Source organism: Pseudomonas sp. CG7, assembly GCF_023701885.1.
Taxonomy (GTDB): domain Bacteria; phylum Pseudomonadota; class Gammaproteobacteria; order Pseudomonadales; family Pseudomonadaceae; genus Aquipseudomonas; species Aquipseudomonas zanjanensis.
Genome location: NZ_JABAEE010000062.1, coordinates 1 through 22,268, shown reverse-complemented (window position 1 = coordinate 22,268; position 22,268 = coordinate 1). Strand labels below are relative to the sequence as shown.

21 protein-coding genes and 2 pseudogenes are annotated in these 22,268 nt (G+C 62.2%); 15 read left to right on the top strand and 8 right to left on the bottom strand.

What is annotated here, in order from left to right; translation table 11 throughout:
- Positions 1-3: 3 nt before the first annotated feature.
- Both lysA and lptM read right to left on the bottom strand, forming a co-directional pair.
- Entirely contained in the window at positions 4-1,251 is a 1,248-nt protein-coding gene (gene lysA, locus HGO40_RS22330; protein ID WP_186706860.1) for a diaminopimelate decarboxylase, read from the bottom strand.
- A gap of 9 nt (positions 1,252-1,260) precedes the next feature.
- Positions 1,261-1,440 (bottom strand): LPS translocon maturation chaperone LptM, encoded by a 180-nt coding sequence (gene lptM / locus HGO40_RS22325; protein WP_018605419.1) that lies wholly within the window; start codon positions 1,438-1,440, stop codon positions 1,261-1,263.
- 184 nt (positions 1,441-1,624) lie between these two features.
- Here lptM and cyaY point away from each other — a divergent pair, with 184 nt between their 5' ends.
- From cyaY to rnk, 3 genes are all read left to right on the top strand, one after another.
- A complete protein-coding gene (gene cyaY / locus HGO40_RS22320; protein ID WP_250964771.1) occupies positions 1,625-1,957 on the top strand; it encodes an iron donor protein CyaY in 333 nt (110 codons plus the stop codon).
- 4 nt (positions 1,958-1,961) lie between these two features.
- Complete coding sequence (locus tag HGO40_RS22315) at positions 1,962-2,180, top strand: DUF1289 domain-containing protein (protein ID WP_250964770.1); 219 nt, start codon at positions 1,962-1,964, stop codon at positions 2,178-2,180.
- A 335-nt stretch (positions 2,181-2,515) separates the two neighbouring features.
- Positions 2,516-2,926: a nucleoside diphosphate kinase regulator gene (gene rnk / locus HGO40_RS22310; RefSeq protein WP_186706858.1), complete on the top strand. Its 411-nt coding sequence runs from the start codon at positions 2,516-2,518 to the stop codon at positions 2,924-2,926.
- A gap of 13 nt (positions 2,927-2,939) precedes the next feature.
- On the opposite strand, the gene HGO40_RS22305 is transcribed toward rnk, so the two are convergent.
- From HGO40_RS22305 to HGO40_RS22295, 3 genes are all read right to left on the bottom strand, one after another.
- Positions 2,940-5,780: a class I adenylate cyclase gene (locus tag HGO40_RS22305; RefSeq protein ID WP_250964769.1), complete on the bottom strand. Its 2,841-nt coding sequence runs from the start codon at positions 5,778-5,780 to the stop codon at positions 2,940-2,942.
- Positions 5,781-5,948: 168 nt separating this feature from the next.
- Complete coding sequence (locus HGO40_RS22300) at positions 5,949-6,194, bottom strand: TIGR02647 family protein (RefSeq protein WP_250964768.1); 246 nt, start codon at positions 6,192-6,194, stop codon at positions 5,949-5,951.
- Between the two features lie 279 nt (positions 6,195-6,473).
- Positions 6,474-6,758, bottom strand: coding sequence for a hypothetical protein (locus tag HGO40_RS22295; protein WP_186706856.1), 285 nt, complete (start codon positions 6,756-6,758; stop codon positions 6,474-6,476).
- 124 nt (positions 6,759-6,882) lie between these two features.
- On the opposite strand from HGO40_RS22295, the gene HGO40_RS22290 reads away from it, so the two are divergent.
- Positions 6,883-7,542, top strand: coding sequence for a glutathione S-transferase family protein (locus HGO40_RS22290; protein ID WP_250964767.1), 660 nt, complete (start codon positions 6,883-6,885; stop codon positions 7,540-7,542).
- Between the two features lie 130 nt (positions 7,543-7,672).
- Here the strand turns inward: HGO40_RS22290 and argH are convergent, their stop codons facing one another.
- Positions 7,673-9,067: an argininosuccinate lyase gene (gene argH, locus HGO40_RS22285; protein WP_250964766.1), complete on the bottom strand. Its 1,395-nt coding sequence runs from the start codon at positions 9,065-9,067 to the stop codon at positions 7,673-7,675.
- Positions 9,068-9,529: 462 nt separating this feature from the next.
- Between argH and HGO40_RS22280 the strand changes: the two genes are divergently transcribed.
- The 7 genes and pseudogenes from HGO40_RS22280 (at position 9,530) to rsd (ending at position 16,125) form a co-directional block, all read left to right on the top strand.
- Positions 9,530-10,276, top strand: a complete 747-nt coding sequence (locus HGO40_RS22280) for a LytR/AlgR family response regulator transcription factor (protein WP_060740100.1) — start codon at positions 9,530-9,532, stop codon at positions 10,274-10,276.
- 137 nt (positions 10,277-10,413) lie between these two features.
- A pseudogene (gene hemC, locus HGO40_RS22275) lies at positions 10,414-11,349 on the top strand (hydroxymethylbilane synthase); the annotation flags it as partial.
- 20 nt (positions 11,350-11,369) lie between these two features.
- A pseudogene (locus HGO40_RS22270) lies at positions 11,370-12,050 on the top strand (uroporphyrinogen-III synthase); the annotation flags it as partial.
- An 84-nt stretch (positions 12,051-12,134) separates the two neighbouring features.
- On the top strand, positions 12,135-13,268 hold the full coding sequence (locus HGO40_RS22265; RefSeq protein WP_250964782.1) for a uroporphyrinogen-III C-methyltransferase: 1,134 nt from the start codon (positions 12,135-12,137) through the stop codon (positions 13,266-13,268).
- The gene (locus HGO40_RS22260; protein ID WP_250964765.1) at positions 13,265-14,497 is read left to right on the top strand and encodes a heme biosynthesis protein HemY; all 1,233 of its coding nucleotides are present in this window, start codon (positions 13,265-13,267) and stop codon (positions 14,495-14,497) included. The genes HGO40_RS22265 and HGO40_RS22260 overlap by 4 nt, the downstream gene beginning before the upstream one ends.
- Before the next feature lie 451 nt (positions 14,498-14,948).
- Entirely contained in the window at positions 14,949-15,491 is a 543-nt protein-coding gene (locus HGO40_RS22255) for a disulfide bond formation protein B (protein WP_250964764.1), read from the top strand.
- Between the two features lie 175 nt (positions 15,492-15,666).
- Positions 15,667-16,125 (top strand): sigma D regulator, encoded by a 459-nt coding sequence (gene rsd / locus HGO40_RS22250; RefSeq protein WP_250964763.1) that lies wholly within the window; start codon positions 15,667-15,669, stop codon positions 16,123-16,125.
- Between the two features lie 59 nt (positions 16,126-16,184).
- On the opposite strand, the gene HGO40_RS22245 is transcribed toward rsd, so the two are convergent.
- Complete coding sequence (locus HGO40_RS22245; RefSeq protein WP_250964762.1) at positions 16,185-16,850, bottom strand: FKBP-type peptidyl-prolyl cis-trans isomerase; 666 nt, start codon at positions 16,848-16,850, stop codon at positions 16,185-16,187.
- A 191-nt stretch (positions 16,851-17,041) separates the two neighbouring features.
- Between HGO40_RS22245 and HGO40_RS22240 the strand changes: the two genes are divergently transcribed.
- On the top strand, positions 17,042-18,214 hold the full coding sequence (locus HGO40_RS22240; RefSeq protein ID WP_250964761.1) for an AlgP family protein: 1,173 nt from the start codon (positions 17,042-17,044) through the stop codon (positions 18,212-18,214).
- Here the strand turns inward: HGO40_RS22240 and HGO40_RS22235 are convergent.
- A complete protein-coding gene (locus HGO40_RS22235; protein ID WP_250964760.1) occupies positions 18,211-18,675 on the bottom strand; it encodes a TIGR02444 family protein in 465 nt (154 codons plus the stop codon). The two genes, HGO40_RS22240 and HGO40_RS22235, sit on opposite strands and share 4 nt — an antisense overlap.
- A gap of 50 nt (positions 18,676-18,725) precedes the next feature.
- Here HGO40_RS22235 and HGO40_RS22230 point away from each other — a divergent pair, with 50 nt between their 5' ends.
- The 3 genes from HGO40_RS22230 (at position 18,726) to rhtB (ending at position 21,994) form a co-directional block, all read left to right on the top strand.
- Complete coding sequence (locus HGO40_RS22230) at positions 18,726-20,636, top strand: ATP-binding cassette domain-containing protein (protein ID WP_250964759.1); 1,911 nt, start codon at positions 18,726-18,728, stop codon at positions 20,634-20,636.
- Positions 20,636-21,217 (top strand): mechanosensitive ion channel family protein, encoded by a 582-nt coding sequence (locus HGO40_RS22225; protein WP_186706844.1) that lies wholly within the window; start codon positions 20,636-20,638, stop codon positions 21,215-21,217. Before HGO40_RS22230 ends, HGO40_RS22225 begins: the two co-directional genes overlap by 1 nt.
- A gap of 144 nt (positions 21,218-21,361) precedes the next feature.
- The gene (gene rhtB / locus HGO40_RS22220) at positions 21,362-21,994 is read left to right on the top strand and encodes a homoserine/homoserine lactone efflux protein (RefSeq protein WP_186706843.1); all 633 of its coding nucleotides are present in this window, start codon (positions 21,362-21,364) and stop codon (positions 21,992-21,994) included.
- The last annotated feature ends 274 nt before the right edge of the window (positions 21,995-22,268 follow it).

The following is a 22,268-nucleotide window of genomic DNA, read 5'->3' as shown; positions in this document are numbered from 1 at the left end:
GTTTTACTCCGGCAGCAGGCTTTCGCCGGCAAACAACTCGGCTACCGTCTCGCGGCGACGCACTTCGAATGCCTGATCACCGTCTACCAGCACCTCGGCGCAGCGGCCGCGGGTGTTGTAGTTGGAACTCATGACAAACCCGTAGGCACCGGCCGAATGCACGGCCAGCAAGTCGCCTTCTTCCAGCGCCAGCTCCCGACCTTTTGCCAGGAAATCACCGGTTTCGCAGATCGGCCCGACGATGTCGTAGGGGCGGGCCGCGGTGTCGCGAGGGCGCACGGCGGTGACGTCCATCCACGCCTGGTACAGCGCCGGGCGGATCAGGTCGTTCATGGCCGCATCGACGATGGCGAAATCCTTGTGCTCGGTGTGCTTGAGGTATTCGACCTGGGTCAGCAGCACGCCGGCGTTGGCCACGATGTAGCGGCCGGGCTCGAACATCAGCGCCAGGTCGCGTCCGTCGAGGCGTTCACGCACGGCCTTGATGTAGTCGGCCACCAGCGGCGGCTCTTCGTCGCGATAGCGCACGCCGACACCGCCACCCAGGTCGATGTGACGCAGGTAGATGCCGCAGTCGCCGAGGCGGTCGACCAGCGCCAGCAGGCGGTCGAGGGCATCGATGAAGGGTTCGAGGGTGGTCAACTGCGAGCCGATGTGGCAATCGACGCCCAGCACTTCCAGGTTCGGCAGTTGGGCGGCGCGCACGTACACGTCCTCGGCGTCGGCGATGGCGATGCCGAACTTGTTTTCCTTCAGGCCGGTGGAAATATACGGGTGAGTGCCCGCGTCGACGTCCGGGTTCACGCGCAGGGAAACCGGCGCGCGCACGCCCAGCTCGGCGGCGACGACTTGCAGGCGCTCGAGCTCATCGGTGGACTCAATGTTGAAGCAATGCACGCCGACTTCCAGGGCGCGGCGCATGTCTTCGCGGGTCTTGCCGACGCCGGAGAACACGATCTTGTCGGCGCTGCCGCCCGCGGCCAGCACACGCTCGAGCTCGCCACCGGAGACGATGTCGAAACCGGCGCCCAGGCGCGCCAGGACATTGAGCACGCCCAGGTTGGAGTTGGCCTTGACGGCGAAACACACCAGGTGCGGCATGCCGTCGAGGGCGTCGGCAAACGTCCGATATTGCGCTTCGATGTGGGCACGGGAATAGACGTAGGTCGGCGTGCCGAAACGTTCGGCGATCGCGGACAGGGCAACCCCTTCCGCGAACAGCTCCCCGCCACGGTAGTTAAAAGCGTCCATGGCGTTCCCTTAGTAAGTGGTGTGGGTGTCGTGCGAGTGTGACTTGGATTGCGACGACTTGGCCTGTTCTGCTTGTTCTTCGGGAGACTTGCTGTCATCAGGCAGGTACAGCGGACCCTTTTGACCACAAGCTGTCACGAGGCAGGCAACCGCGACGAGCGCAGCAAGGGAAGAGATCAGGCGCTTCATGGCGAAATCCTTGAAAATGCGTTAATTGCGCCGGAGTATACCGGCCACCCGTCAGCTTGCCTATGCAACGGGGCGCCCGTCCGGCGGCACTGGTGTCGTCAGTCGGTATATCCTTTGCAATCGCCGGGAAGCGTCCGTATCTTGCGGCGCTTGAGCATGAGCAGACATTTTCGAGGTTGCCGCAATGAGTTTGACTGAAGCCCGTTTCCACGACCTGGTCGATGCGACCCAGCAAACGCTGGAGGATGTGTTCGATGACAGTGACCTGGACATCGACCTGGAAATCTCCGCCGGTGTCCTCACCGTCAAGTTCGAAAACGGCAGCCAACTGATCTTCAGTCGCCAGGAGCCGTTGCGGCAGTTGTGGCTGGCAGCGGTCTCCGGCGGCTTTCATTTCGACTATGACGAAGAAAGCGAACGCTGGATGTGCGACAAGAGCGAAGAGCAACTGGGCGAGATGCTCGAGCGCATCGTCAAGCAGCAGGCTGGCGTGGAACTCGATTTCGAAGGCCTGTGACGGCGTGAGCCAGACCGCCCCGCCACGGCCACCCAAGCCGCTCTACAGCAACGTCAGCCCCGCCGTACCGTCGCCATGTACCGGCGTGTGCAAGTTGGATGAACGCAAGGTCTGCCTCGGATGTTTGCGCCATGTGGAAGATATCCGCGAATGGCGCTCAGCCGATGACGAGCGCCGGCGGGTTATTTGTGCCGAGGCGCTCAAGCGCCGATCCCTGACGTAACCACTCACCGGGTGGCTGGGTTCGTTGTGCTTGGGTGAATTGAAGATTGCCATCGCGAGCAAGCTCGCTCCCACATTGAGTTGTGTGGCCGCGATATCTACGACAACACCGCCCCTCTGTGGGAGCGAGCTTGCTCGCGATGACTCTTGCCCAGGCAACCCAGAACCTGTGGCGAGGTGGTGTCCTTGGGCAAGGCAAATCCTGCCCGGGTTGTTTATTTATTGAGCTGTGGTAGTGTCCGGCTACGCCTCAACTTATCGAGGCCCGTGAAAACCCCGCCTTTTTGTGGCGGGGTTTTGCTTTTTTTGTGCAGAAGAAAGGAGTCTGCCTGGATCATGACCGCACCTTCCATCACCCTTACCCGCCTGGACGTACAGCGTCTGGAACGCCTGATCGACAGTCTTGATGAAACGCTGCCGGGCGTGATTGCGCTGCAAACCGAGCTGGATCGCGCCGAGAACGTGGTGGGCCACGAAGAAGTGCCTGCCGATGTCGTGACCATGAACTCGCGCGTGCACTGCCGCGAAGAAAGCAGCGGCAAGGACTATCACCTGACCTTGGTTTATCCACAGGACGCCAAGGCCGACGAAGGCCGGATCTCGATCCTGGCGCCGGTGGGCAGTGCCTTGCTGGGCCTGAAGGTCGGCCAGCACATCGACTGGCCGGCCCCGGGCGGCAAGACGCTGAAGCTGACCTTGCTGGACGTCGAATACCAGCCCGAAGCCGGCGGTGATTTTCAGCTCTGAGTGCCCGGGCGCATCAGGCCAGGGCCAGCGCCTCGTTCAGGGCGCGTTCCAGGTCGGCCTTGTAGCGCAGGTACAAGTTTGTTGAGCAGGCACCGTCGCCCACCAGTCCCGAGAGGTCCAGGTCGGTGATGTAGCAGCGATAGCGCTGGGCTTCGCGGCGCTGTTCGACGATCTCCCTGGCGACCACGCGGAACAGCTGGTCGCCATGCTCCAGTTCGGAAAACTCCTGTTGATCGCAGTACAAGGTGACGTGCACCTGCCCGTGCGCCGCTTTGCCGATGATCGCCTGCACGTCATAGAACGGTTTGTTGACCGGCATCTGCGGGGCTTGCCGCGCTTCGATCCGTCGTGCCCGGCCACCCGAAGGCAGCAATTGGTAGTACAGGGTTTCCAGGCTTAGCGGCTGGGCGGCATCCAGCGGCAGCAAGGCGTCGCGGCGGTACAGCACCGATTGCACAAAGCGCTGCAGCGGCACCAGCAGGCTTTGTTCGTCGTGATACGGCACGTGTTGTTGCCACAGCGCGTTGAATTCATCGAGCACGTACAGGTCGGCCTCGTCCTCGTTGGTCCGGTAGAACACCTGGATGCACTCGGGCTGCCCCATGGGCAGGATCAGCGCCAGGTCATGGTCTTCCAGCGCCATCGGGTCCAGGTGCAAGGGGCTGTAGGCCGTCAGTTCTTCGCCCAGGTAATCCATCAGCGCCGACAAGCTGCCCAGGGCTACGTGATTGACCTGGCCGGGCACCAATTCCAGCACGTGATAGTGCTGCTGGACCTGAAGCAGATAACGGTAATTGAGCCTGCTCAATAATAGGGTCTGGGCTGTTTCGATGACGTCCTCGACGCGCCGCGCAATGAACTGGGCGCGGTTGTGGCAGAAGCAGCGCACCTGCAAGCGCGGCTGGCGCTGGGTGACGGGCAGGTCATTGAGGTAGTCGCGCAGGCAATCGAGCAGGGCGTGTTCGCCGTCGAAACGGTTGACCAGCACCTCATTCCAACTATTGAGCGTGACTTGGTCGAGGGTCAGCACCAGGTTTTCCCGGACCCCGGCATAGCTCAGGGAATCGGTACGCTCGGTGGTCATCAGAATGTTCAAGTCACGGTGGTGCTTGAGCGGGTCGACGCCGACGTTCACCAGGATCAACACTTCGCTGGGCACGCTGGCCCGCAGCAACTGCGCTTCGTCCACCGTGACCAGGGGCAGGGCGATGGACTGCTGCAGGCTTCCCAGCAGGTTGAACAGTTCGAACTCGCTCAGGTCGCTGCTACCTGGGTGCAGCGCCAGGCGGGTGCTGCTGTCGATCACGCCGTTGCGATGGCACCAGGTCAGCAGCTCCAGCAACTCCCGGCAGCGCTTGATCGGCGCGAAGTTCTCCCACTCCAGGGCGTTGAGGCTGCCGTTGTACAGGCCCCACTGGTTCTGCCCGGGTTCTTTCTTGTTGGGCGACTGGACCAGGGTCAAGGTGTCTTCGGCCAGGTCCGGCGCGATGCCGGGGTTGATGAACTCGACCTTGTCGGCCTTGCGCTCGAAGGCGGCGTACAACCGCCGGCCCAGCACGTTGAGATCGCGCTTGTTGATCAGGCTGACGGTTTTCTCGGTGCGGGCGAACTGGGTCAGGAAGCGGTAGCTGTGGGTGAGTTCGTTGACCAGGGCGCGCCGCTCGTGGCTGACCTGGCGGACTTTCCACTGGCTGCGGCTGTCCAGCAAGGCCAACTGACGCTGGTCCCAGCCCCACTCCCGGGCCAGTCGCTCAAGCAGTACCCGTTGCCAGCCACCGCTGCGCGCCTGGCCGGTGAGTTTGCGATTGACCTTCAAGTACAGCGCGCGGCGGATCAGCTCCAGGCGTTCGGGTTCGCCACGGGCATTGAGGTATTCCTCGATGCGGCGGTAAACCAGCATGTATGGGTCCAGCTCTTCCAGGTCCAGGCGATTGGCAAACACCGCCTGCTTGAAACGCAGGCTCAGGCAGCGCACGTTCGGGTGTTCGCTGGCATAGACTTCGGTCAGCAGCAGCTTGAGCACGGACTTATAGGGCGATTCGATGCCCTTGAACAGTTGCCAGAGCCCGGCACCGACGAATTCGCCTGGCGGGATGTAGGCCAGATGTCCCAGGTCCAGGGTTTCATCCGCACGAATGAAACGCTTGGACATTAGCGTATGGGTGTATTGCTCGTAGTTCTCTTCTTCATAGACCGGCACCAGCCACCAGATCGGCGTGCGCCCGGCCAGCCAGATCGCGGTGCGGTAGAACTCGTCGAGCAACAGGTAATGCTGGGTGGTGCCGCAATCGTCGGAACTGAGCTGGTTGTCCCGCTCGCCCCGCACAAAACGCGCCGGGTCGATCAGGAAAAAGTGGGCTTCGGCGCCCTGGGTCGCGGCCCATATCTCCAGCAACTGGCATTTCTTGCGCAGCTCGGCCAGTTCATCGTCGCTCAGGTCCGGCCCATGGCAGACCCACACGTCCATGTCGCTCTGATCGGCCTGGGCCAGGGTGCCGAGGCTGCCCATCAGGAACAGGCCCAGGATCGGGCGAGGCGGGTTGCCGCCGTGCCGAGGCTTGTAGGAAAACGAACGGGTCAGCCGCTGGGCTTCGGCAAGGACGTCGGCGTCAGGCTCGTAATTCGACAGTCCGGCAGGCGTGCTGCCGGAGACGTAGCCGGGCAGCAGCGGGTGGTTGACGTGGAAGAACAGCGGCAACAACGTCAGCACGCCTTGCTGGCGCGGCGACAGGCCTTCGAGGGCGCGCTCCATCCGCACGGTGTTGAGCTTGAGAAAACGTGCGCGCAATTGGCTCAGCACCTTGCGGTCGATTCCTTCGTCCAGATCGGGGCGTATTTCGGGGTTGCGGGTCATGTCGGCTCAAACCGGCTCGCGGCGTCGAACGTGGGGTGATGGCAGGTTAGCGCCCGGTCTTGGGAATACTTAAGCTGAAAACAGGATTTTGAGGTTGGTTTTTTACGCAGGGCGCCAGTGCGCCGGCGGAAATCCCGTAGAGGAGATTTCCGTGGGCGACAGGGGGGATCAGGCGGTTTCTTGAACGCTGAGAATTGTCAGGACGGTTTGTACATTCTGCGCGGCATCACGCCCAAGGCTGGTCAGGTAGCCACCATCGGGTTGATCGATCAGCTCTTTTTCGAACAGGCGTTGGGCAGCGGCAATCGCTTTAGGGGCAGCGGTCTGATGAATTTTCAGGCCTTCCTGGGACCTGTCCAGGTTGAAGAGTGCGAGGATTTCCAGTTCGGCAACCAACTCAGGGGTAAGCGACATAAGGACTCCAGACTTTCTAGGAATTTGGTCGACAGCGTCACTAAGGTGAGCGCACTCGGCCGAGCTGTCCAGTGTCAGTGTCATGCTTTTTTTGTTTAAAGCGATTCTTTTGTGGCCTGTAGGAGCTGCCGAAGGCTGCGATCTTTTGATCTTTCGCTTGGGATTCAAGTGTCAGGGGGAAGATCGCAGCCTCGTTACTCTCGACAGCTCCTACAGGGCGCAGCCGAGCGGGAGCAAGCTCCCTCGCCACAAGAGCGGTCCAGTTTTCACAAGAGCGGTTCAGTTTTTTTCCGGCGGCAACTCGGGGAGGGCACGCAAGGCGGCTTCGTACCACTCGGTATTGAACGGACGGTCCTCTTCCAGGATCGCGTCGATTTCCACCGCGAGCACATGGGCCATCAGGTTGAGGATTTCTTCGCGCTCATAACCCACCAGGGTCAATTTATTGAAAACAGCCTTGGCCGCTGGTGGATTGTCACTCTCGATCTGGTTTTCAATCGCCTCGATCAGCGTGTTCTCGACGAACGCTTCTTCGTCGTTGTCGATATCGGTTGGCTCGCTCATGGCAGGCTCCTGTAGGAAAGGCCGCCAGTTTACCTGCATTCAGCGTCGTGATGCGCCTGGCAGGAAACGCCTCGACGGTCTATAACGCAAGGCTGCCAACCCCGCACGGCCTGGAGGCTTTGTAATGCTCAAGCTTTATGGTTTCTCTGTCAGTAATTATTACAACATGGTCAAGCTGGCGCTGCTGGAGAAGGGCCTGCCCTTCGAAGAGGTCCAGTTCTTCGGCGCCCAGACCCCGGAAGCCTTGGCCATCAGCCCACGTGGCAAGGTGCCGGTATTGAAGACCGAGCACGGGTTTATCAACGAGACCAGCGTCATCCTCGAATACCTCGAGCAGACCCAGCCGGGTAAAGCCTTGCTGCCAGCCGACCCGTTCGAGCGCGCCCAGGTGTTGGCCTTGTGCCGGGAAATCGAGTTGTACATCGAGCTGCCCGGACGAGCCTGCTATGGCGAGGCGTTCTTCGGTATGCAGGTGGCCGATGCCATCAAGGAAAAATCCAAGGCCGAATTGCTGCTGGGGTTCGCCTCGCTCGGCCGACACGGCAAGTTCTCGCCCTACGTGGCGGGCGACAGCCTGAGCATTGCCGATCTGTATTTCTACTACAGCCTTTCGCTGGCTCTGCAGGTGGGCAAGAAGGTCTTCGATATGGATCTGCTGGCGGACATGCCGGCGGCCAAGGCGCTGATGGAACGGTTGGGGGAGAACCCGAACGTGCAGCGGATCGCGGCGGACAGGGAGGCAGAAATGCCGGCGTTTTTGGCGAGGATTGCCGCCAAGAAGTGAGCTTTTTGCTGTTTTGAAGTGAGTCATCGCGAGCAAGCTCGCTCCCACATGTGATCTTCATGGCCACACATTATATGTGTTCACCGAAGATCCATTGTGGGAGCGAGCTTGCTCGCGATGCTTTGGGCTTTTAGCGGCTGGCGAGCAGAGCCTGGCCACGCACCACGGCTGCCTTGACCTGCGCCGGCGCGGTACCGCCGATGTGGTCGCGGGCATTGACCGAGCCTTCGAGGGTCAGCACGGCAAACACGTCCTGCTCGATCTGGTCGCTGAACTGGCGCAGTTCATCCAGGCTCATTTCCGCCAGGTCCTTGCCACTGTCTACACCGTATTTCACGGCATGGCCGACAATCTCATGGCAATCGCGGAACGGCAGGCCGCGGCGTACCAGGTAATCGGCCAGGTCGGTGGCAGTGGAGAAGCCGCGCAGGGCCGCTTCGCGCATCACCTCATGCTTGGGCTTGATGGCCGGGATCATGTCGGCGAACGCCCGCAGCGAATCGCGCAAGGTGTCGGCGGCGTCGAACAGCGGTTCCTTGTCTTCCTGGGTGTCCTTGTTGTAGGCCAGCGGCTGGCCTTTCATCAGGGTCAGCAGGCCCATCAGTGCGCCGAACACCCGGCCACTCTTGCCGCGCACCAGTTCCGGCACGTCGGGGTTTTTCTTTTGCGGCATGATCGAGCTGCCGGTGCAGAAGCGGTCGGGCAAATCGATGAATTGGAACTGCGCGCTGGTCCACAGCACCAGCTCTTCGGAGAAACGCGACAGGTGCATCATCGCGATGCTCGCGGCGGCGCAGAATTCGATGGCGAAATCGCGGTCCGAGACATTATCCAGCGAGTTGCCGCCGACGGCGTCGAAGCCCAGCAACTGCGCGGTGTATTCACGATCGATCGGGTACGTGGTGCCGGCCAGCGCGGCGCTGCCCAGGGGCATGCGGTTGGTGCGCTTGCGGCAGTCCCCCAGGCGCACGTAGTCGCGGCTGAGCATTTCGAACCAGGCCAGCAGGTGATGCCCAAACGTTACAGGTTGGGCGGTCTGCAGGTGCGTGAAGCCCGGCATGATGCTCTCGGCCTCGCGCTCGGCTTGCTCCAGCAGGCCTTTTTGCAGGCGCGTGATTTCGCCCAGGATCAGGTCGATTTCATCCCGCAGCCACAAGCGGATGTCAGTGGCGACCTGGTCGTTGCGGCTGCGGCCGGTGTGCAGTTTCTTGCCGGTCACGCCGATGCGGTCGGTCAGGCGTGCTTCGATGTTCATGTGCACGTCTTCAAGGTCGACGCGCCAGTCGAACTGGCCGGCCTCGATTTCAGTTTCGATGGTCTTCAGGCCGTCGATGATGCAGTCGCGCTCGGCATCGGTGAGCACGCCGACCTTGGCCAGCATGGTGGCGTGGGCGATCGAACCCATGATGTCGTGGCGATACAGGCGCTGGTCAAAATTGACGGAGGCGGTGAAGCGGGCGACGAAGGCGTCGACGGGTTCACTGAAGCGGCCGCCCCAGGACTGATTGGTCTTGTCAGTGCTCATGAATTCGCTCGTGATCGGCTGTGGAGAAAGTAGCGGTTATAGGCTGCGGCGGATGATAGCAGGGTTGCCGGGACTGGCGCTGGCACTGGTCGGCAGGTTTTTCCGATCGGGCCTTGGGATCCAAGAAGGTTTTCGCACAACGATATTTTTCGATTGAGCAATATCGTCGTGGCAACCGTCTACAGTGGACGGTAGGACTTTTGCTTTTTCCATCCATGGCGCACCGGAAAAATAGAAGAAGGGGGAGCTCATATTGGTCAGATCGACAGTTAACAATCCCTACGGCGACGCCGTGCGACAACGGGCCTCGGGCATCGGTCGGCAAGCGCTGGTAAAGATAGGCAACCGCCTCGCGGCACTTTTTGGCCCTCGAACGAGTCTTAGCGTGGATCGCGGTGACGGATGTCACTTCCCCTGTCTACGCTATCCTTGTGCGAGACTCACGCAGGAATCCAGCGCAATATGAATGTCCTGATCGTTGATGACGAACCACTGGCCCGCGAGCGCCTGAGCCGAATGGTTGGCGAGCTCGAGGGTTACAGTGTCCTGGAGCCGAGCGCCACCAATGGCGACGAGGCATTGGCCCTTATCGACAGCCACAAGCCGGATATCGTGCTGCTCGACATTCGCATGCCTGGCCTGGACGGCCTGCAGGTGGCGGCGAAGTTGTGCGAACGAGAATCGCCGCCCGCCGTGGTGTTCTGTACCACCCGGGACGACTTCCCACCCGAGGTGTTGCAGGCCGGTGCCGTGGGCTATCTGGTCAAGCCCGTGGCGTCCGAGGCTTTGCTCGAAGCCTTGCGCAAGGCCGAGCGGCCCAACCGCGTGCAACTGGCGGCGCTGACCCGTCCGGCCGCCGAAAGCGGCAGTGGCCCACGCAGCCACATCAGTGCGCGCACCCGCAAAGGCATCGAGTTGATCCCCTTGAACCAGGTGGTCTATTTCATTGCCGACCATAAGTACGTGACCTTGCGTCATGAGAGTGGCGAGGTGTTGCTGGACGAACCCCTCAAGGCCCTTGAAGACGAGTTCGGCGAACGCTTCGTGCGCATCCATCGCAACGCCCTCGTGGCCCGCGAGCGCATCGAACGTTTGCAGCGCACCCCCCTTGGGCATTTCCAACTGTTCCTCAAAGGCCTCAATGGCGACGCGCTGATTGTCAGCCGGCGGCACGTGGCCGGCGTGCGCAAGATGATGCAGCAGCTTTGACCGGGCGGTCCAAGGCGTCCAACGCGTTTCATTTCGAGGATCTGGCGGCCAGGGAGGCCTTGGGGTCGTGATTCAAATCAAAGCGGTTTTGGCTGAGCTGTTATTATCTGCCGTATCTTTTAAGTACGGATTGATCCATGTCCCCTCGCGAGATCCGCATCGCCACCCGTAAAAGTGCCTTGGCCCTCTGGCAGGCCGAATACGTCAAAGCCCGCCTGGAAGCGGCCCATCCCGGGCTGAGCGTGACCCTGGTGCCCATGGTCAGTCGCGGTGACAAGCTGCTGGACTCGCCGCTGTCGAAGATCGGCGGCAAGGGCCTGTTCGTCAAGGAGCTGGAAACCGCGTTGCTGGACAACGAAGCCGACATCGCCGTGCACTCGATGAAAGACGTGCCCATGGACTTCCCCGAAGGCCTGGGCCTGTTTTGCATCTGCGAGCGAGAAGACCCCCGCGATGCGTTCGTCTCCAACACGTTTTCCAGCCTTGAGGCGCTGCCTGCCGGGAGCGTGGTCGGCACGTCCAGCCTGCGTCGCCAGGCACAATTGCTGACGCGGCGCCCGGACCTGCAAATCCGCTTCCTGCGTGGCAACGTCAACACACGCCTGGCCAAGCTCGATGCCGGCGAATACGACGCCATCATCCTCGCCGCCGCCGGCTTGATCCGCCTGGGCTTCGAAGACCGCATCACCTCGGCCATCAGCGGCGATGACAGCCTGCCGGCCGGTGGCCAAGGGGCGGTGGGTATCGAGTGCCGCAGCGCCGACAGCGACATCCATGCCCTGCTGGCGCCGCTGCATCATGCAGACACCGCCACGCGGGTGTTCGCCGAGCGCGCCCTGAACAAACATCTCAATGGCGGTTGCCAGGTGCCGATCGCCTGTTACGCCGTGCTGGAGGGTGAGCAGGTCTGGTTGCGCGGTCTGGTGGGGGATCCCAACGGCGGCCGACTGCTTAGCGCCCAGGCACGGGCGCCGCGCCACGATGCCGAGGCGCTAGGTGTGCGCGTGGCTGAAGACCTGCTGAGCCAGGGTGCCGCCGACATCCTCAAGGCGGTCTACGGCGAGGCCGGCCACGCGGGACGGGTTGGCGGCTGTTGCTCACCCGGCCGGCGGACGAGTCGTCGGCGCTGGCGGCGGTTCTGGCCGAAGCGGGGGTCTACAGCAGCAGCTTGCCGTTGCTGGAGATCGAACCGGTCCCGCTGTCCGATGCCGGGCGCGCGTTATTCCAGGCGCTGGACCAATACGCTGCGGTGATCGTGGTCAGCAAACCGGCCGCACGCCTGTGCATCGAGCTGCTGCGCCAATACTGGCCCCAGCCTCCGGACCAACCCTGGTTCAGCGTGGGCGCGGCCACCGGACAGATCCTCGCCGATGCCGGCCTCACGGTGTTTTATCCCGATCACGGCGATGACAGCGAAGCCTTGCTGGAACACTTGGTCTTGCGCCAGGCTGTATCGCGGCCCGACCCCAAGGTTTTGATCGTGCGGGGCGAAGGCGGCCGCGGCTTGCTGGCAGAGCGTTTGCGCGAGCAAGGTGCTAGTGTCGATTACCTGGAATTGTACCGACGCCACTTGCCCAGTCATGGCGAAGGGGCATTGCCGGCAATAGTCGAAGCGGAACGCTTGAACGCCCTGGTGGTCAGCAGTGGGCAGGGCTTCGAGCATTTGCAGCGGCTGGCCGGCGATGCGTGGCCGGCCCTGGCGCGGTTACCGTTGTTTGTGCCAAGCCCAAGGGTGGCCGAGATGGCGCGTGCCGCCGGGGCCCGAACAGTTGTGGATTGCCGTGGCGCCCATGCCGCGGCTTTGCTGGCGGCGTTACGGGAACACTCCGTGCCGTTTTCTAATGCAAAGGATGGATACGTGAGCGAAACAGCCTTGCCAAAAGAAGATCTGGACCAGCCAGCGATCGATGCGCCGGTTGAAACCCCGCCTCCCGTAGCGCCGCGTCGTGGCAACGGGCTGGCCGTTGTTGCACTGTTGCTCGGCGCTGCCGGCGTAGCCGTTGGCGGCTGGGGCGTGTGGCAGGTGCGTCACCTGCAAACCAATAACCAGCAGCAGTCCGCCCAGGTCCAGGCGCTGAACGACCAGTCCCAGGCCCTCAAGCTCAACGAGCAACGCCTGAGCGAGCGCCTGGCGCAATTGCCCCCGGCTGAAGAGCTGGAGGAGCGGCGGCGCCTGGTGGCCCAGTTGCAGAGTGACCAGCAACACTTGAATCAGCGCCTGGAAACCGTGCTCGGTGCCAGTCGCAAGGACTGGCGCCTGGCAGAGGCCGAGCACCTGTTGCGCCTGGCCAGCCTGCGTCTTTCCGCGCTGCAAGACATCAACAGTGCCCAGGCGCTGGTCCAGGGCGCTGACGAAATCCTGCGGGAGCAGAACGACCCTGGTTCGTTCGCCGCCCGCGAGCAATTGGCCAAGACCCTCGCTGCGCTGCGCAGCACCGAACAACCGGATCGCACCGGGCTGTTCCTGCAATTGGGTGCCTTGCGTGACCAGGTGCTGCAACTGACCGAACTGGCACCGGAGTACAAGGATCGCGGCGAATCGCTGCTGGGCCTGACCGCCGATGGCGATGGAGCCAGTCGGTGGGCGCAGTGGTGGGATCAGATCTCGCGCTATATCCGCATCGATTTCAACGCGGACGAGAACGTTCGTCCGCTGCTGGCCGGGCAGAGCCTCGTGCAAGTGCGCCTGGCCCTGAGCCTGGCGCTGGAGCAGGCGCAATGGGCCGCCCTCAACGGCCAGGCGCCGGTCTACACCCAGGCGCTGACCGAGGCGCGGGATGTGTTGAAGAGCAATTTCAATCAGGACAACCCGCAAAGCAAAATCATGCTCGAGCGCGTGGGTGAGCTGTCCAAGCAACCGGTGACGGTGGTCACCCCGGACCTGACCGGCACGCTGAGCAGCGTCCAGGCCTACCTTGAGCGCCGCAACCTCAATGCCGAGGAATCGGTCAAGCCGCTGCCCGCGCCTGGCGCGCAGGAGGCCACGCCATGAAACGTCTCTACGTGATTCTGTTCATGGTCATCGCCGCCGCCGGCTTGCTGGGCGTGGCGATTGCCGAGCATTCGGGTTACGTGCTGGTGGCGTACAAGAACTTCCGTTATGAAGCCGGACTGTGGGTCACCCTGGCGCTGGTGGCGGTGCTCTGGCTGGTGTGGCGAGGCCTGAGATTCCTGATCGGGCTGGTGACCACGTCCAGTGGCGTGGTCAACCCGTGGTCGCGGCGCAACCGCAGCCGTCGGGTGCAAGTGGCGATCGAACACGGCCAGTTGGACCTGGCCGAAGGTCGCTGGGCCAGTGCCCAGCGCCACCTGCACCGTGCCGCCGAAGCGGAGCGCCAACCGCTGCTGTATTACCTGGGGGCCGCCCGCGCGGCTAACGAACAAGGTCTTTACGAACAGAGCGACAGTTTGCTGGAGCGCGCCCTGGAGCGTCAGCCCCAGGCGGAGCTGGCCATTGCCCTGACGCACGCGCAACTGCAGACGGACCGGGGCGACACGGACGGGGCATTGAGCACGCTGCAGGCCATGCATGAGCGTCATCCCCATAACGTCCAGGCCCTGCGCCAATTGCAGCGACTGCATCAGCAGCGCGGCGACTGGTCGGCGGTGATCCGGCTGTTGCCGGAGTTGCGCAAGGATAAAGTCCTGCCGCCGGCTGAACTGGCTGAACTGGAACGGCGTGCCTGGGGCGAAAACCTCACCCTGGCGGCCCACCGTGAAGAGGACGGCAGTGTCGGTTTGCAGTCGCTCAATCGTGCCTGGCAACAGCTGACCTCCGCACAGCGCCAGGAACCGGCGTTGGTGTTGGCCTATGCCGAGCAACTGCGTCAGTTGGGCGCTCAGGTCGAAGCCGAAGAGGTGCTGCGCGGCGCGCTCAAGCGTCATTACGACAGCCACCTGGCGCGTCTATATGGGCTGGTTCGTGGCAACGATCCGATCCGCCAACTGCAAACGGCCGAGGGCTGGCTCAAGGATCACCCGGCCGATCCAAGTCTGTTGCTGACCCTGGGGCGCCTATGCTTGCAGAACAGCTTGTGGGGCAAGGCGCGGGATTACCTGGAAAGCAGTTTGCGGGCCCAGCGCAATCCCGAAGCCTGCGCCGAACTGGCGCGCCTGCTGGCGCAACTGGGGGATGCCGAGCGCAGCAACCAATTGTTCCAAGAGGGGTTGGGGTTGCTGGATGAGCGCCTGCTGGCCGCGCCGCTGCCGGTTCCGGCTTAGGTGTTGTCGACTTGAGAGGGGCGTGACTTATTCTTGAACGTGGCATGAGTCATGTGGCGAGGGAGCTTGCTCCCACTCGGCTGAGAGGCCTGTGGTGAATTGAAGATCGCCATCGCGAGCAAGCTCGCTCCCACATCGATCCCTGGTAACCGCCAACCCCCTGTGGGAGCGAGCTTGCTCGCGATGACGTCACCCCAGGCAACCCAGAACCCGTGACGAGTGAGCAAGCTCCCTCGCCACGGGTTGGTGAACCTTAAATGCGCTGTTGCGAATACGGTTTTGGGGCTTTGGTCATACCATCAGTAAAGTCCTACAGCTCATCGCGCCGTATCCTCCTCGGCCTGTTGGGAATTCCCTACACTCCTGGTGAAGTGTCTGCGCGGGGCTGCCTTGAAAGGCCCGAGGGCTTTCCTCTACCGTAACAGCTTGTCTCTTCTGTTACGGAATCGCCATGTCTTTGGCCAGCTCACGTTTCTTGTTTCTCATGGCTTCCATCGCCGCCGCCCTGGCTTTGGGCATCAGCACGTATCTGGAGTATTCGGTCGGCCTGACGCCTTGCAGCCTGTGTGTCTTGCAGCGGTTGTGCCTGATGCTGTTCCTGGTGAACAGTCTCGTGGCCTGCGTACAGGGTCCAGGTCAAAGAGGCACGCTCTTCTACGGTACGGCAGGGTTGGTTTTTGCGACGGGGGGAATGACCCTGGCCTGGCGTCAGGTCTTGATGCAAAGCCATTCGTTCGAGCCGTTTGCTGATTGTGTTGCCCAGCCCAAGCTGATGGATTCGTGGTGGTGTGCGTTGCAGCGTGTCCTCGATGGCACCGTTGACTGCGCGAATATCACTTGGACGTTGTTCGACCTGAGCATCCCCGAGTGGAGCCTGTTGTTTTTTCTTGCGGTGTCCAGCGTGATGACCTATCTGCTGCTGCGCCTTGCCTGGAGTGCTCTGGTACAACCGCTCAGCGGCGAGACGTCGCAGTTGGTCCGGGCCGTGGATTAAACACTTGTATGAACTTTATCTCCTGCGTACCTTGAAGCCGTTGTCGTGCGGGCATAATCTGGCCCGCACGTGTTATTGGAATTGTGCCGCTCGATCATGTTGTGTCTGGCTTGTCCCTGGTTCATCAGGCGTGCACAGGCTGCGAGGGGCATGACTCACAAGGGAAGAAATCACCATGCTCGAAAGTTGTCAGAATGCTCAGGAACGCTGGGGTGGGGTGCATCTGTTGATCGATCGCTGGCTGCAAGAGCGTCGCGAACTGATTCGGGCCTACGATGATCTTGGCGACAAGCCTGAAGCCCTGGGCGAAAGCCGCAAACCCTTGCAAGAGTTCTGCGGTGTGCTGGTCGACTATGTGTCTGCCGGTCATTTCGAGATCTATGAACAACTGACGGGCGAGGCCAAGGCCTTCAACGACAAGCGCGGCCTGGAACTGGCCGAGACGATTTACCCGCGCATCGATGTCATCACCGAGAAGCTGCTGGCGTTCAACGACCTGTGCGATGAGGGCAAGTGTGTAGCGGAAAAATTCAAGGAGCTGGGCGGCTTGCTGCACGAGCGTTTCGAATTGGAAGACTGCCTGATCGAAGTGCTGCACAACGCTCACAAGGAAGAAGATACCGTCCAGGCCTGAGGGCTCGCGGTCATGAAAAAACGGTGCGCATTGCGCACCGTTTTTTTATTGGGTAAACGTCAGGTCGTCGCGCCCAGCAACTCGATCTCAAACACCAATGGCGTGTACGGCGGGATCACATCCCCGGCCCCTTCAGCGCCATAGGCCAGGGACGACGGAATCACCAGTCGCCATTTCGCGCCGACCGGCATTTGCGGCAACGCACTGCGCCAACCGTCAATCACACTGTCGAGGTTGAACCACTGTGCCTGGCGATTGGCGTCGAATACGGTGCCGTCCGGCAATCGACCGGTGTACAGCACCTGGACCTTGCCGTGAGGGCCGGCCTTCGCGCCATGGCCTGGCTTGATTTCGGTCAGCAGGATGCCGTCTGCCAGTTGCTGGACGCCAGGGCGGTTCTTTTCTTCGACGAGAAATTGTTGCTCGGTTTTCAATGCGGCTTCGGTCTGCGGCGTTGTCGAAGGCGCGTTCAGTTGCGCCTGGTGCTCGGCCAGGATTTGTTCGATGCGTTCATCCTTGAGAGCCAGCGGCTTGCCCAGGTAGGCCTGTTGCAAACCTTCGACCAAGGCTTTGATCTGCAGGTCCGGCACGTCCTGGCGCAGGCGTTCGCCGAGGCTGGCGCCCAGGCTGTAAGCCAAATCGTGGGCATCGTTTGCGCTGGTTTTTTCAGCGGCCTGGACCGTGGCGCAAGCCATGCACAGGAGTAAAAACAGGTGACGCGACATGTGTGCTCTCCGGCCTCGAATCGAGGAATTATGCCAGTGCCGATATCTGTAGAGATGGATTGCCAAGGCACTGGCGCAGAAGATTTTTCCTCCCTTGCAACGCAACGTCTTGTGTACTGTCAACATGCCCTAGCGGCGGTTGCAGCAGAGGTCTAGTATGAGCCGCACTCACGTCAGTCAGGAGGTAAACCATGTCGGCCACCAAGAAGCCTGTAAACACTCCGTTGCACTTGCTCCAACAACTCTCGGGCAGCCTGCTCGAACATCTGGAAAATGCCTGCTCCCAAGCGCTGGCTGATGCTGAAAAACTGCTCGCCAAACTGGAAAAGCAACGCGGCAAGGCGCAGGAAAAACTGCACAAGTCGCGCACCAAACTGCAAGACGCAGCCACCGCTGGCAAGGCCAAGGCCCAAGCCAAGGCTAAAGACGTCGTGAAAGAACTCGAAGACTTGCTCGATGCCTTGAAGGATCGTCAGTCCGAAACCCGCGCCTACATTCTGCAACTCAAGCGTGATGCCCAGGAAAGCCTGAAACTGGCCCAGGGCGTCGGTCGCGTGCAAGAAGCCGCGGGCAAGGCGCTGTCGCTTCGTGCTGCCAAGCCTGCCGCTGTATCGGCCAAGAAGCCGGCGGCTAAACCCGCCGTGGCAAAAGCACCGGCCAAAGTCGCTGCCAAGCCTGCCGCCAAAGCCGCCAGCAAGCCGGCTGCCAAACCCGTCGCTGCCAGCGCTGCAAAACCTGCGGCAAAAAAACCAGTCGTCAAGGCGGCTGCCAAGCCCGCTGCAAAAACGGCGGCCGCTAAACCTGCCGCTGCCAAGCCCGCTGTAAAAGCGGCTGCTAAACCTGCCGCCAAGCCAGCGGCGAAAGCTGTCGCCAAACCTGCCGCTAAAACCGCCGCCGCCAAACCAGCCGCGACGAAAACCGCCGCCGCTAAACCGGCTGCCAAAGCGCCGGTAAAAGCCACTGCAAAACCGGCTGCCGCCAAGCCTGCTGCCAAACCGGCAGCGAAGCCTGCGGCAACCAAAACGGCTGCGGCCAAGCCCGCTGCAAAAACCGCTGCCAAGCCAGTCGCTGCCAAAGCCGCGGCTAAACCCGCTGCCAAACCGGCCGCGGCCAAGCCTGCAGCTGCGAAGCCAACGGCTGCCAAGCCAGCCGCCGCGAAACCAGCTGCTGCCAAGCCCGCCGCGAAACCGGCCGTGAAAAAACCAGCCGCTGCAAAACCTGCGACTGCGCCAGCCGCCAAGCCCGCAACATCGGCTCCGGCTCCGACCGCGGCGCCTGCGCCAACCGCCAGCACGCCGGCCGCGGCGACCAGCCCAGCTGCCGTTGCGCCGACCGCCAGCAGCACCCCAACCAGCGCTTCCTAAGTGCCGGACACCGCGACGCGCAGCTGATGCAGCGCGTCGCGGCTCGCGGGTTCGGCATTCGCCGCCAGCCCTTGCAGCCATTGCGCTGAATCGTTCTGTTGTGCCCTCGGCCACTCCTTGGCCAGCGCTTCCAATCGTTCCAACAATCGCCGTTCGGCGGCCAACTCCAGTTGCTTGACCTGTTCGCGCAGGCCATTGAGTGCCGCGTCCTGGAGGGCTCCGGCTTTCCATTGATTGCGAAGCGTACGCAGTGGCCGCACCACCTCGGCCTCCCACGGCTCGGCCATTTGTCGAAGTCGCTGCAGCCTGTGTTCATTGCAGGCCACGCCGCGCTGCGCCAGCCACAGGCCACAAAGCAGCAGGCAGACGTTGGCGCCGGCGTCTTGTGCCGCCAGGCACGCAGGCTCTACGCCAGGCTTGGCATAGAGGTCGAGGGAAAAACTCCACAGGTCAGGGGACATCGTGCTACTCGCGCCAGTTGCGAGCGAAGCTGGTAGACTCCGCCGCCATTATGATCCGACTTCAGAACCTGACTTTACAGCGTGGCCCGCAACGTCTGCTAGAAGACGCCGAGCTGACCCTGCACGCCGGCCACAAAGCCGGCCTCATCGGTGCCAACGGTGCCGGCAAATCGAGCCTGTTCGCCTTGCTGCGAGGCGAGCTGCACCCGGACTCGGGCGATTGCCTGCTGCCGGCCGATTGGCGCATCGCCCATATGCGCCAGGAGGTCGACACCCTCGAGCGCCTGGCGGTGGACTACGTGCTCGATGGCGACCTGCGCCTGCGCCAGGTGCAACGTGACCTGGCGGCGGCCGAAGCGGCCCACGACGGTGCCGCACAGGCCCGCCTGCATTCGGAACTCGACAGTGCCGATGGCTACACCGCCGATGCCCGCGCGCGTAAATTGCTCGCCGGCCTGGGCTTCACCAATGAACAGATGGACCGCCAGGTCGGGGATTTCTCCGGCGGCTGGCGGATGCGCCTGAACCTGGCGCAGGCGTTGATGTGCCCTTCGGATCTGCTGCTGCTCGATGAACCGACCAACCACTTGGACCTCGACGCCATCATCTGGCTCGAAGACTGGCTCAAGAGCTACCCGGGCACGCTGCTGCTGATTTCCCACGACCGCGATTTCCTCGATGCGGTGGTGGATCACGTGGCCCATGTCGACCAGCGCAAGCTCACCTTGTACCGTGGCGGCTACAGCGCCTTCGAGCGCGCCCGTGCCGAACGCCTGGCCCAGCAACAGCAAGCCTATGAGAAGCAACAGGCGCAACGTGCGCACATGGAAAGCTACATCGCCCGCTTCAAGGCCCAGGCCACCAAGGCCCGCCAGGCCCAGAGCCGGATCAAGGCACTGGAGCGGATGGAAGAGCTGTCGGCGGCCCACGTCGATTCACCGTTCGATTTTGTCTTCCGCGAATCGACCAAGATCTCCAGCCCGTTGATCGACCTGTCTGACGCACGCCTGGGCTACGGCGACAAGACCGTGCTGGAGAAGGTCAAGCTGCAACTGACCCCCGGTGCGCGGATCGGCCTGCTGGGCCCCAACGGTGCCGGTAAGTCGCCCCTGATCAAGAACCTTTCCGGCGAACTCGAGCCTCTGGCCGGGCGCCTGACCCGAGGTGAAAACACCGTCGTCGGCTACTTCGCCCAGCACCAGCTCGACTCCCTGGATTCCAAGGCCAGCCCGCTGTTGCACCTGCAACGGTTGGCGCCGTCCGAGCGTGAGCAGACCCTGCGCGATTTCCTCGGCGGTTTCGATTTCCGCGGGGCGCGCATCGACGAGCCGGTGTTGAATTTCTCCGGCGGCGAAAAGGCCCGCCTGGCACTGGCATTGATCGCCTGGGGTCGACCGAACCTGTTGTTGCTCGACGAACCGACCAACCACCTGGACCTGGAAATGCGCCTGGCCCTGACCATGGCCTTGCAAGAATTCAGTGGCGCGGTATTGGTGGTGTCCCACGATCGGCATTTGCTCAAGAGCACGACGGATAACTTCTTCCTGGTCGCCGATGGCAAGGTCGAGGAGTTCGACGGTGACCTGGAGGACAACGCCCGTTGGCTGGTGGAGTACCGCCAGCGTAACGCGCCGGTCAGCAGCACACCGGTCAACCCGGACAAGACCGACAAGAAAGCCCAGCGCCAGGCCGCCGCCGCGCTGCGCCAGCAACTGGCGCCGCACAAACGCGAGGCCGACAAGCTCGAAGCCGAGCTGGGCAAGCTGCATGAAAAATTGCAGAAAATCGAAACCAGCCTGGGCGACAGTGGTCTCTACGAGGCCGCGCGCAAGGATGAGTTGCGTGACCTGCTGGCCGAACAGGCCAAGCTGAAGGTCCGGGAAGCGGAGCTCGAGGAGGCTTGGATGCAAGCGCTGGAATGGCTGGAAAACCTGCAAGCGGAGCTGGAGGCGTTGTCCTGATGGAAGCGTTGGCGTTGCCTGTCCCTGTCATGTGGATCGAGCCGATCTGGCTCGGTGTGCAAATCCTGCTGATCCTGGTGGCCGGTTATGTCTCGCAGCGCTTCGTCGCGCGTGCGCTCACGGGCCTGGGTGAGCGTTACCCGCTCCCACCCCAACTGGTGATTATCCTGCGGGGTGTGCTGCGCTGGCTGATCATGGGCACTGCGGTGCTGGTGGTGCTCGAACGCCTGGGTGTCTCGGCCACGGTGCTGTGGACGGCGCTGTCGGGCTTTGTCGCGGTGGCAGCGGTGGCGTTCTTCGCCATCTGGAGCGTGCTGTCCAACCTGTTCTGCGCCGTTTTGATCTACACCGTCGGACCCTTTCGCCTGGGCGATGTGGTCGAGTTGGTGGATAGCACCGACAAGCCCGGTATCAAGGGGCGCGTGGTGGCAATCAATCTGCTGTACACCACGCTGATCGAACCCGAGGAACTCGGCACCGGCAGCGCGATGGTGCAAGTGCCCAACAGCCTGTTCTTCCAGCGCTCGGTGCGGCGCTGGCGCGGCAGCGAAGCGTTCCCGGTGGGCGGTTTCGTCGAATAACGCAAAGGGCCGCTACGCGGCGCAGCGGAAGCAAGCTCCCTCGCCACGGTTCATGCCCGCTTGAGGCTTGCGCAAAAAACGGTGGTCAACCACGTGACGGCGCATTAGCTTAGTCGTTTCGACGAATCCGAGCCGGGGAGTGCAATGGTGCTGGAAACATGGTTGGCGTTTTTCGCTGCGTGCTGGGTGATCAGTCTTTCGCCGGGTGCCGGCGCGATTGCATCGATGTCCAGCGGTCTGCGATATGGCTTTTGGCGCGGTTACTGGAACGCCTTGGGCCTGCAATTGGGCCTGGCGTTGCAAATCGTGGTCGTTGCCGCCGGTGTTGGCGCGATCCTCACGGCGTCGGCCACTGCGTTTTATGCCATCAAGTGGTTCGGCGTGGCCTACCTGGTCTACCTGGGGGTCAAGCAGTGGCGAGCCATTCCCGGCGACATGACCGACGACGCGGCCCCACGGCCCATAGGTAAGCCCCTGGCGCTGGTGTTTCGCGGTTTCCTGGTCAATGTCAGCAACCCCAAGGCGCTGGTGTTCATGCTGGCGGTGTTGCCGCAGTTCATCAATCCCCATGCGCCGTTGATCCAGCAGTACCTGATCCTGGGCGTCACCATGATCGCCGTCGATCTCATCGTCATGGCCGGGTACACCGGGTTGGCGTCTAAAGTCCTGCGTCTGTTGCGTACACCGAAACAACAGCGGCGGATGAACCGTGCCTTCGCGGGTATGTTCATTGGCGCGGCGGGTTTGCTTGCGACGATCAGAAAGGCTGCTGCATAAAGCAAAACCTGTGGCGAGGTAGCTTTTGTGGCTGGCTTTTGTAGAGGGCTTTTGTGGCGAGGGAGCTTGCTCCCGCTCGGTTGCGCAGCGACCGCAAGATCTTGGGGCCGCTTCGCCCGAAGCGTCGGACCGGCCCAGCGGGAGCAAGCTCTCATCAAACAAAATCCATCCCCTTGTTCTCCAAAGCTTTTTAAGCCGCGACCAATCGAACACCCAGCTTTGTAGCCTTACGCTGTAAGGCTCTAAGCTGACGATCACGACTTTTGGCCTCGTA

Excerpts from the sequence above, each read along its gene's own strand:
- lysA (WP_186706860.1), bottom strand. The coding sequence starts at position 1,251 with ATGGACGCTTTTAACTACCGTGGCGGGGAGCTGTTCGCGGAAGGGGTT.
- lptM (WP_018605419.1), bottom strand. The coding sequence starts at position 1,440 with ATGAAGCGCCTGATCTCTTCCCTTGCTGCGCTCGTCGCGGTTGCCTGC.
- cyaY (WP_250964771.1), top strand. The coding sequence starts at position 1,625 with ATGAGTTTGACTGAAGCCCGTTTCCACGACCTGGTCGATGCGACCCAG.
- rnk (WP_186706858.1), top strand. The coding sequence starts at position 2,516 with ATGACCGCACCTTCCATCACCCTTACCCGCCTGGACGTACAGCGTCTG.
- HGO40_RS22305 (WP_250964769.1), bottom strand. The coding sequence starts at position 5,780 with ATGACCCGCAACCCCGAAATACGCCCCGATCTGGACGAAGGAATCGAC.
- HGO40_RS22300 (WP_250964768.1), bottom strand. The coding sequence starts at position 6,194 with ATGTCGCTTACCCCTGAGTTGGTTGCCGAACTGGAAATCCTCGCACTC.
- HGO40_RS22295 (WP_186706856.1), bottom strand. The coding sequence starts at position 6,758 with ATGAGCGAGCCAACCGATATCGACAACGACGAAGAAGCGTTCGTCGAG.
- HGO40_RS22290 (WP_250964767.1), top strand. The coding sequence starts at position 6,883 with ATGCTCAAGCTTTATGGTTTCTCTGTCAGTAATTATTACAACATGGTC.
- argH (WP_250964766.1), bottom strand. The coding sequence starts at position 9,067 with ATGAGCACTGACAAGACCAATCAGTCCTGGGGCGGCCGCTTCAGTGAA.
- HGO40_RS22280 (WP_060740100.1), top strand. The coding sequence starts at position 9,530 with ATGAATGTCCTGATCGTTGATGACGAACCACTGGCCCGCGAGCGCCTG.
- HGO40_RS22260 (WP_250964765.1), top strand. The coding sequence starts at position 13,265 with ATGAAACGTCTCTACGTGATTCTGTTCATGGTCATCGCCGCCGCCGGC.
- HGO40_RS22255 (WP_250964764.1), top strand. The coding sequence starts at position 14,949 with ATGTCTTTGGCCAGCTCACGTTTCTTGTTTCTCATGGCTTCCATCGCC.
- rsd (WP_250964763.1), top strand. The coding sequence starts at position 15,667 with ATGCTCGAAAGTTGTCAGAATGCTCAGGAACGCTGGGGTGGGGTGCAT.
- HGO40_RS22245 (WP_250964762.1), bottom strand. The coding sequence starts at position 16,850 with ATGTCGCGTCACCTGTTTTTACTCCTGTGCATGGCTTGCGCCACGGTC.
- HGO40_RS22240 (WP_250964761.1), top strand. The coding sequence starts at position 17,042 with ATGTCGGCCACCAAGAAGCCTGTAAACACTCCGTTGCACTTGCTCCAA.
- HGO40_RS22235 (WP_250964760.1), bottom strand. The coding sequence starts at position 18,675 with ATGTCCCCTGACCTGTGGAGTTTTTCCCTCGACCTCTATGCCAAGCCT.
- HGO40_RS22230 (WP_250964759.1), top strand. The coding sequence starts at position 18,726 with ATGATCCGACTTCAGAACCTGACTTTACAGCGTGGCCCGCAACGTCTG.
- HGO40_RS22225 (WP_186706844.1), top strand. The coding sequence starts at position 20,636 with ATGGAAGCGTTGGCGTTGCCTGTCCCTGTCATGTGGATCGAGCCGATC.
- rhtB (WP_186706843.1), top strand. The coding sequence starts at position 21,362 with ATGGTGCTGGAAACATGGTTGGCGTTTTTCGCTGCGTGCTGGGTGATC.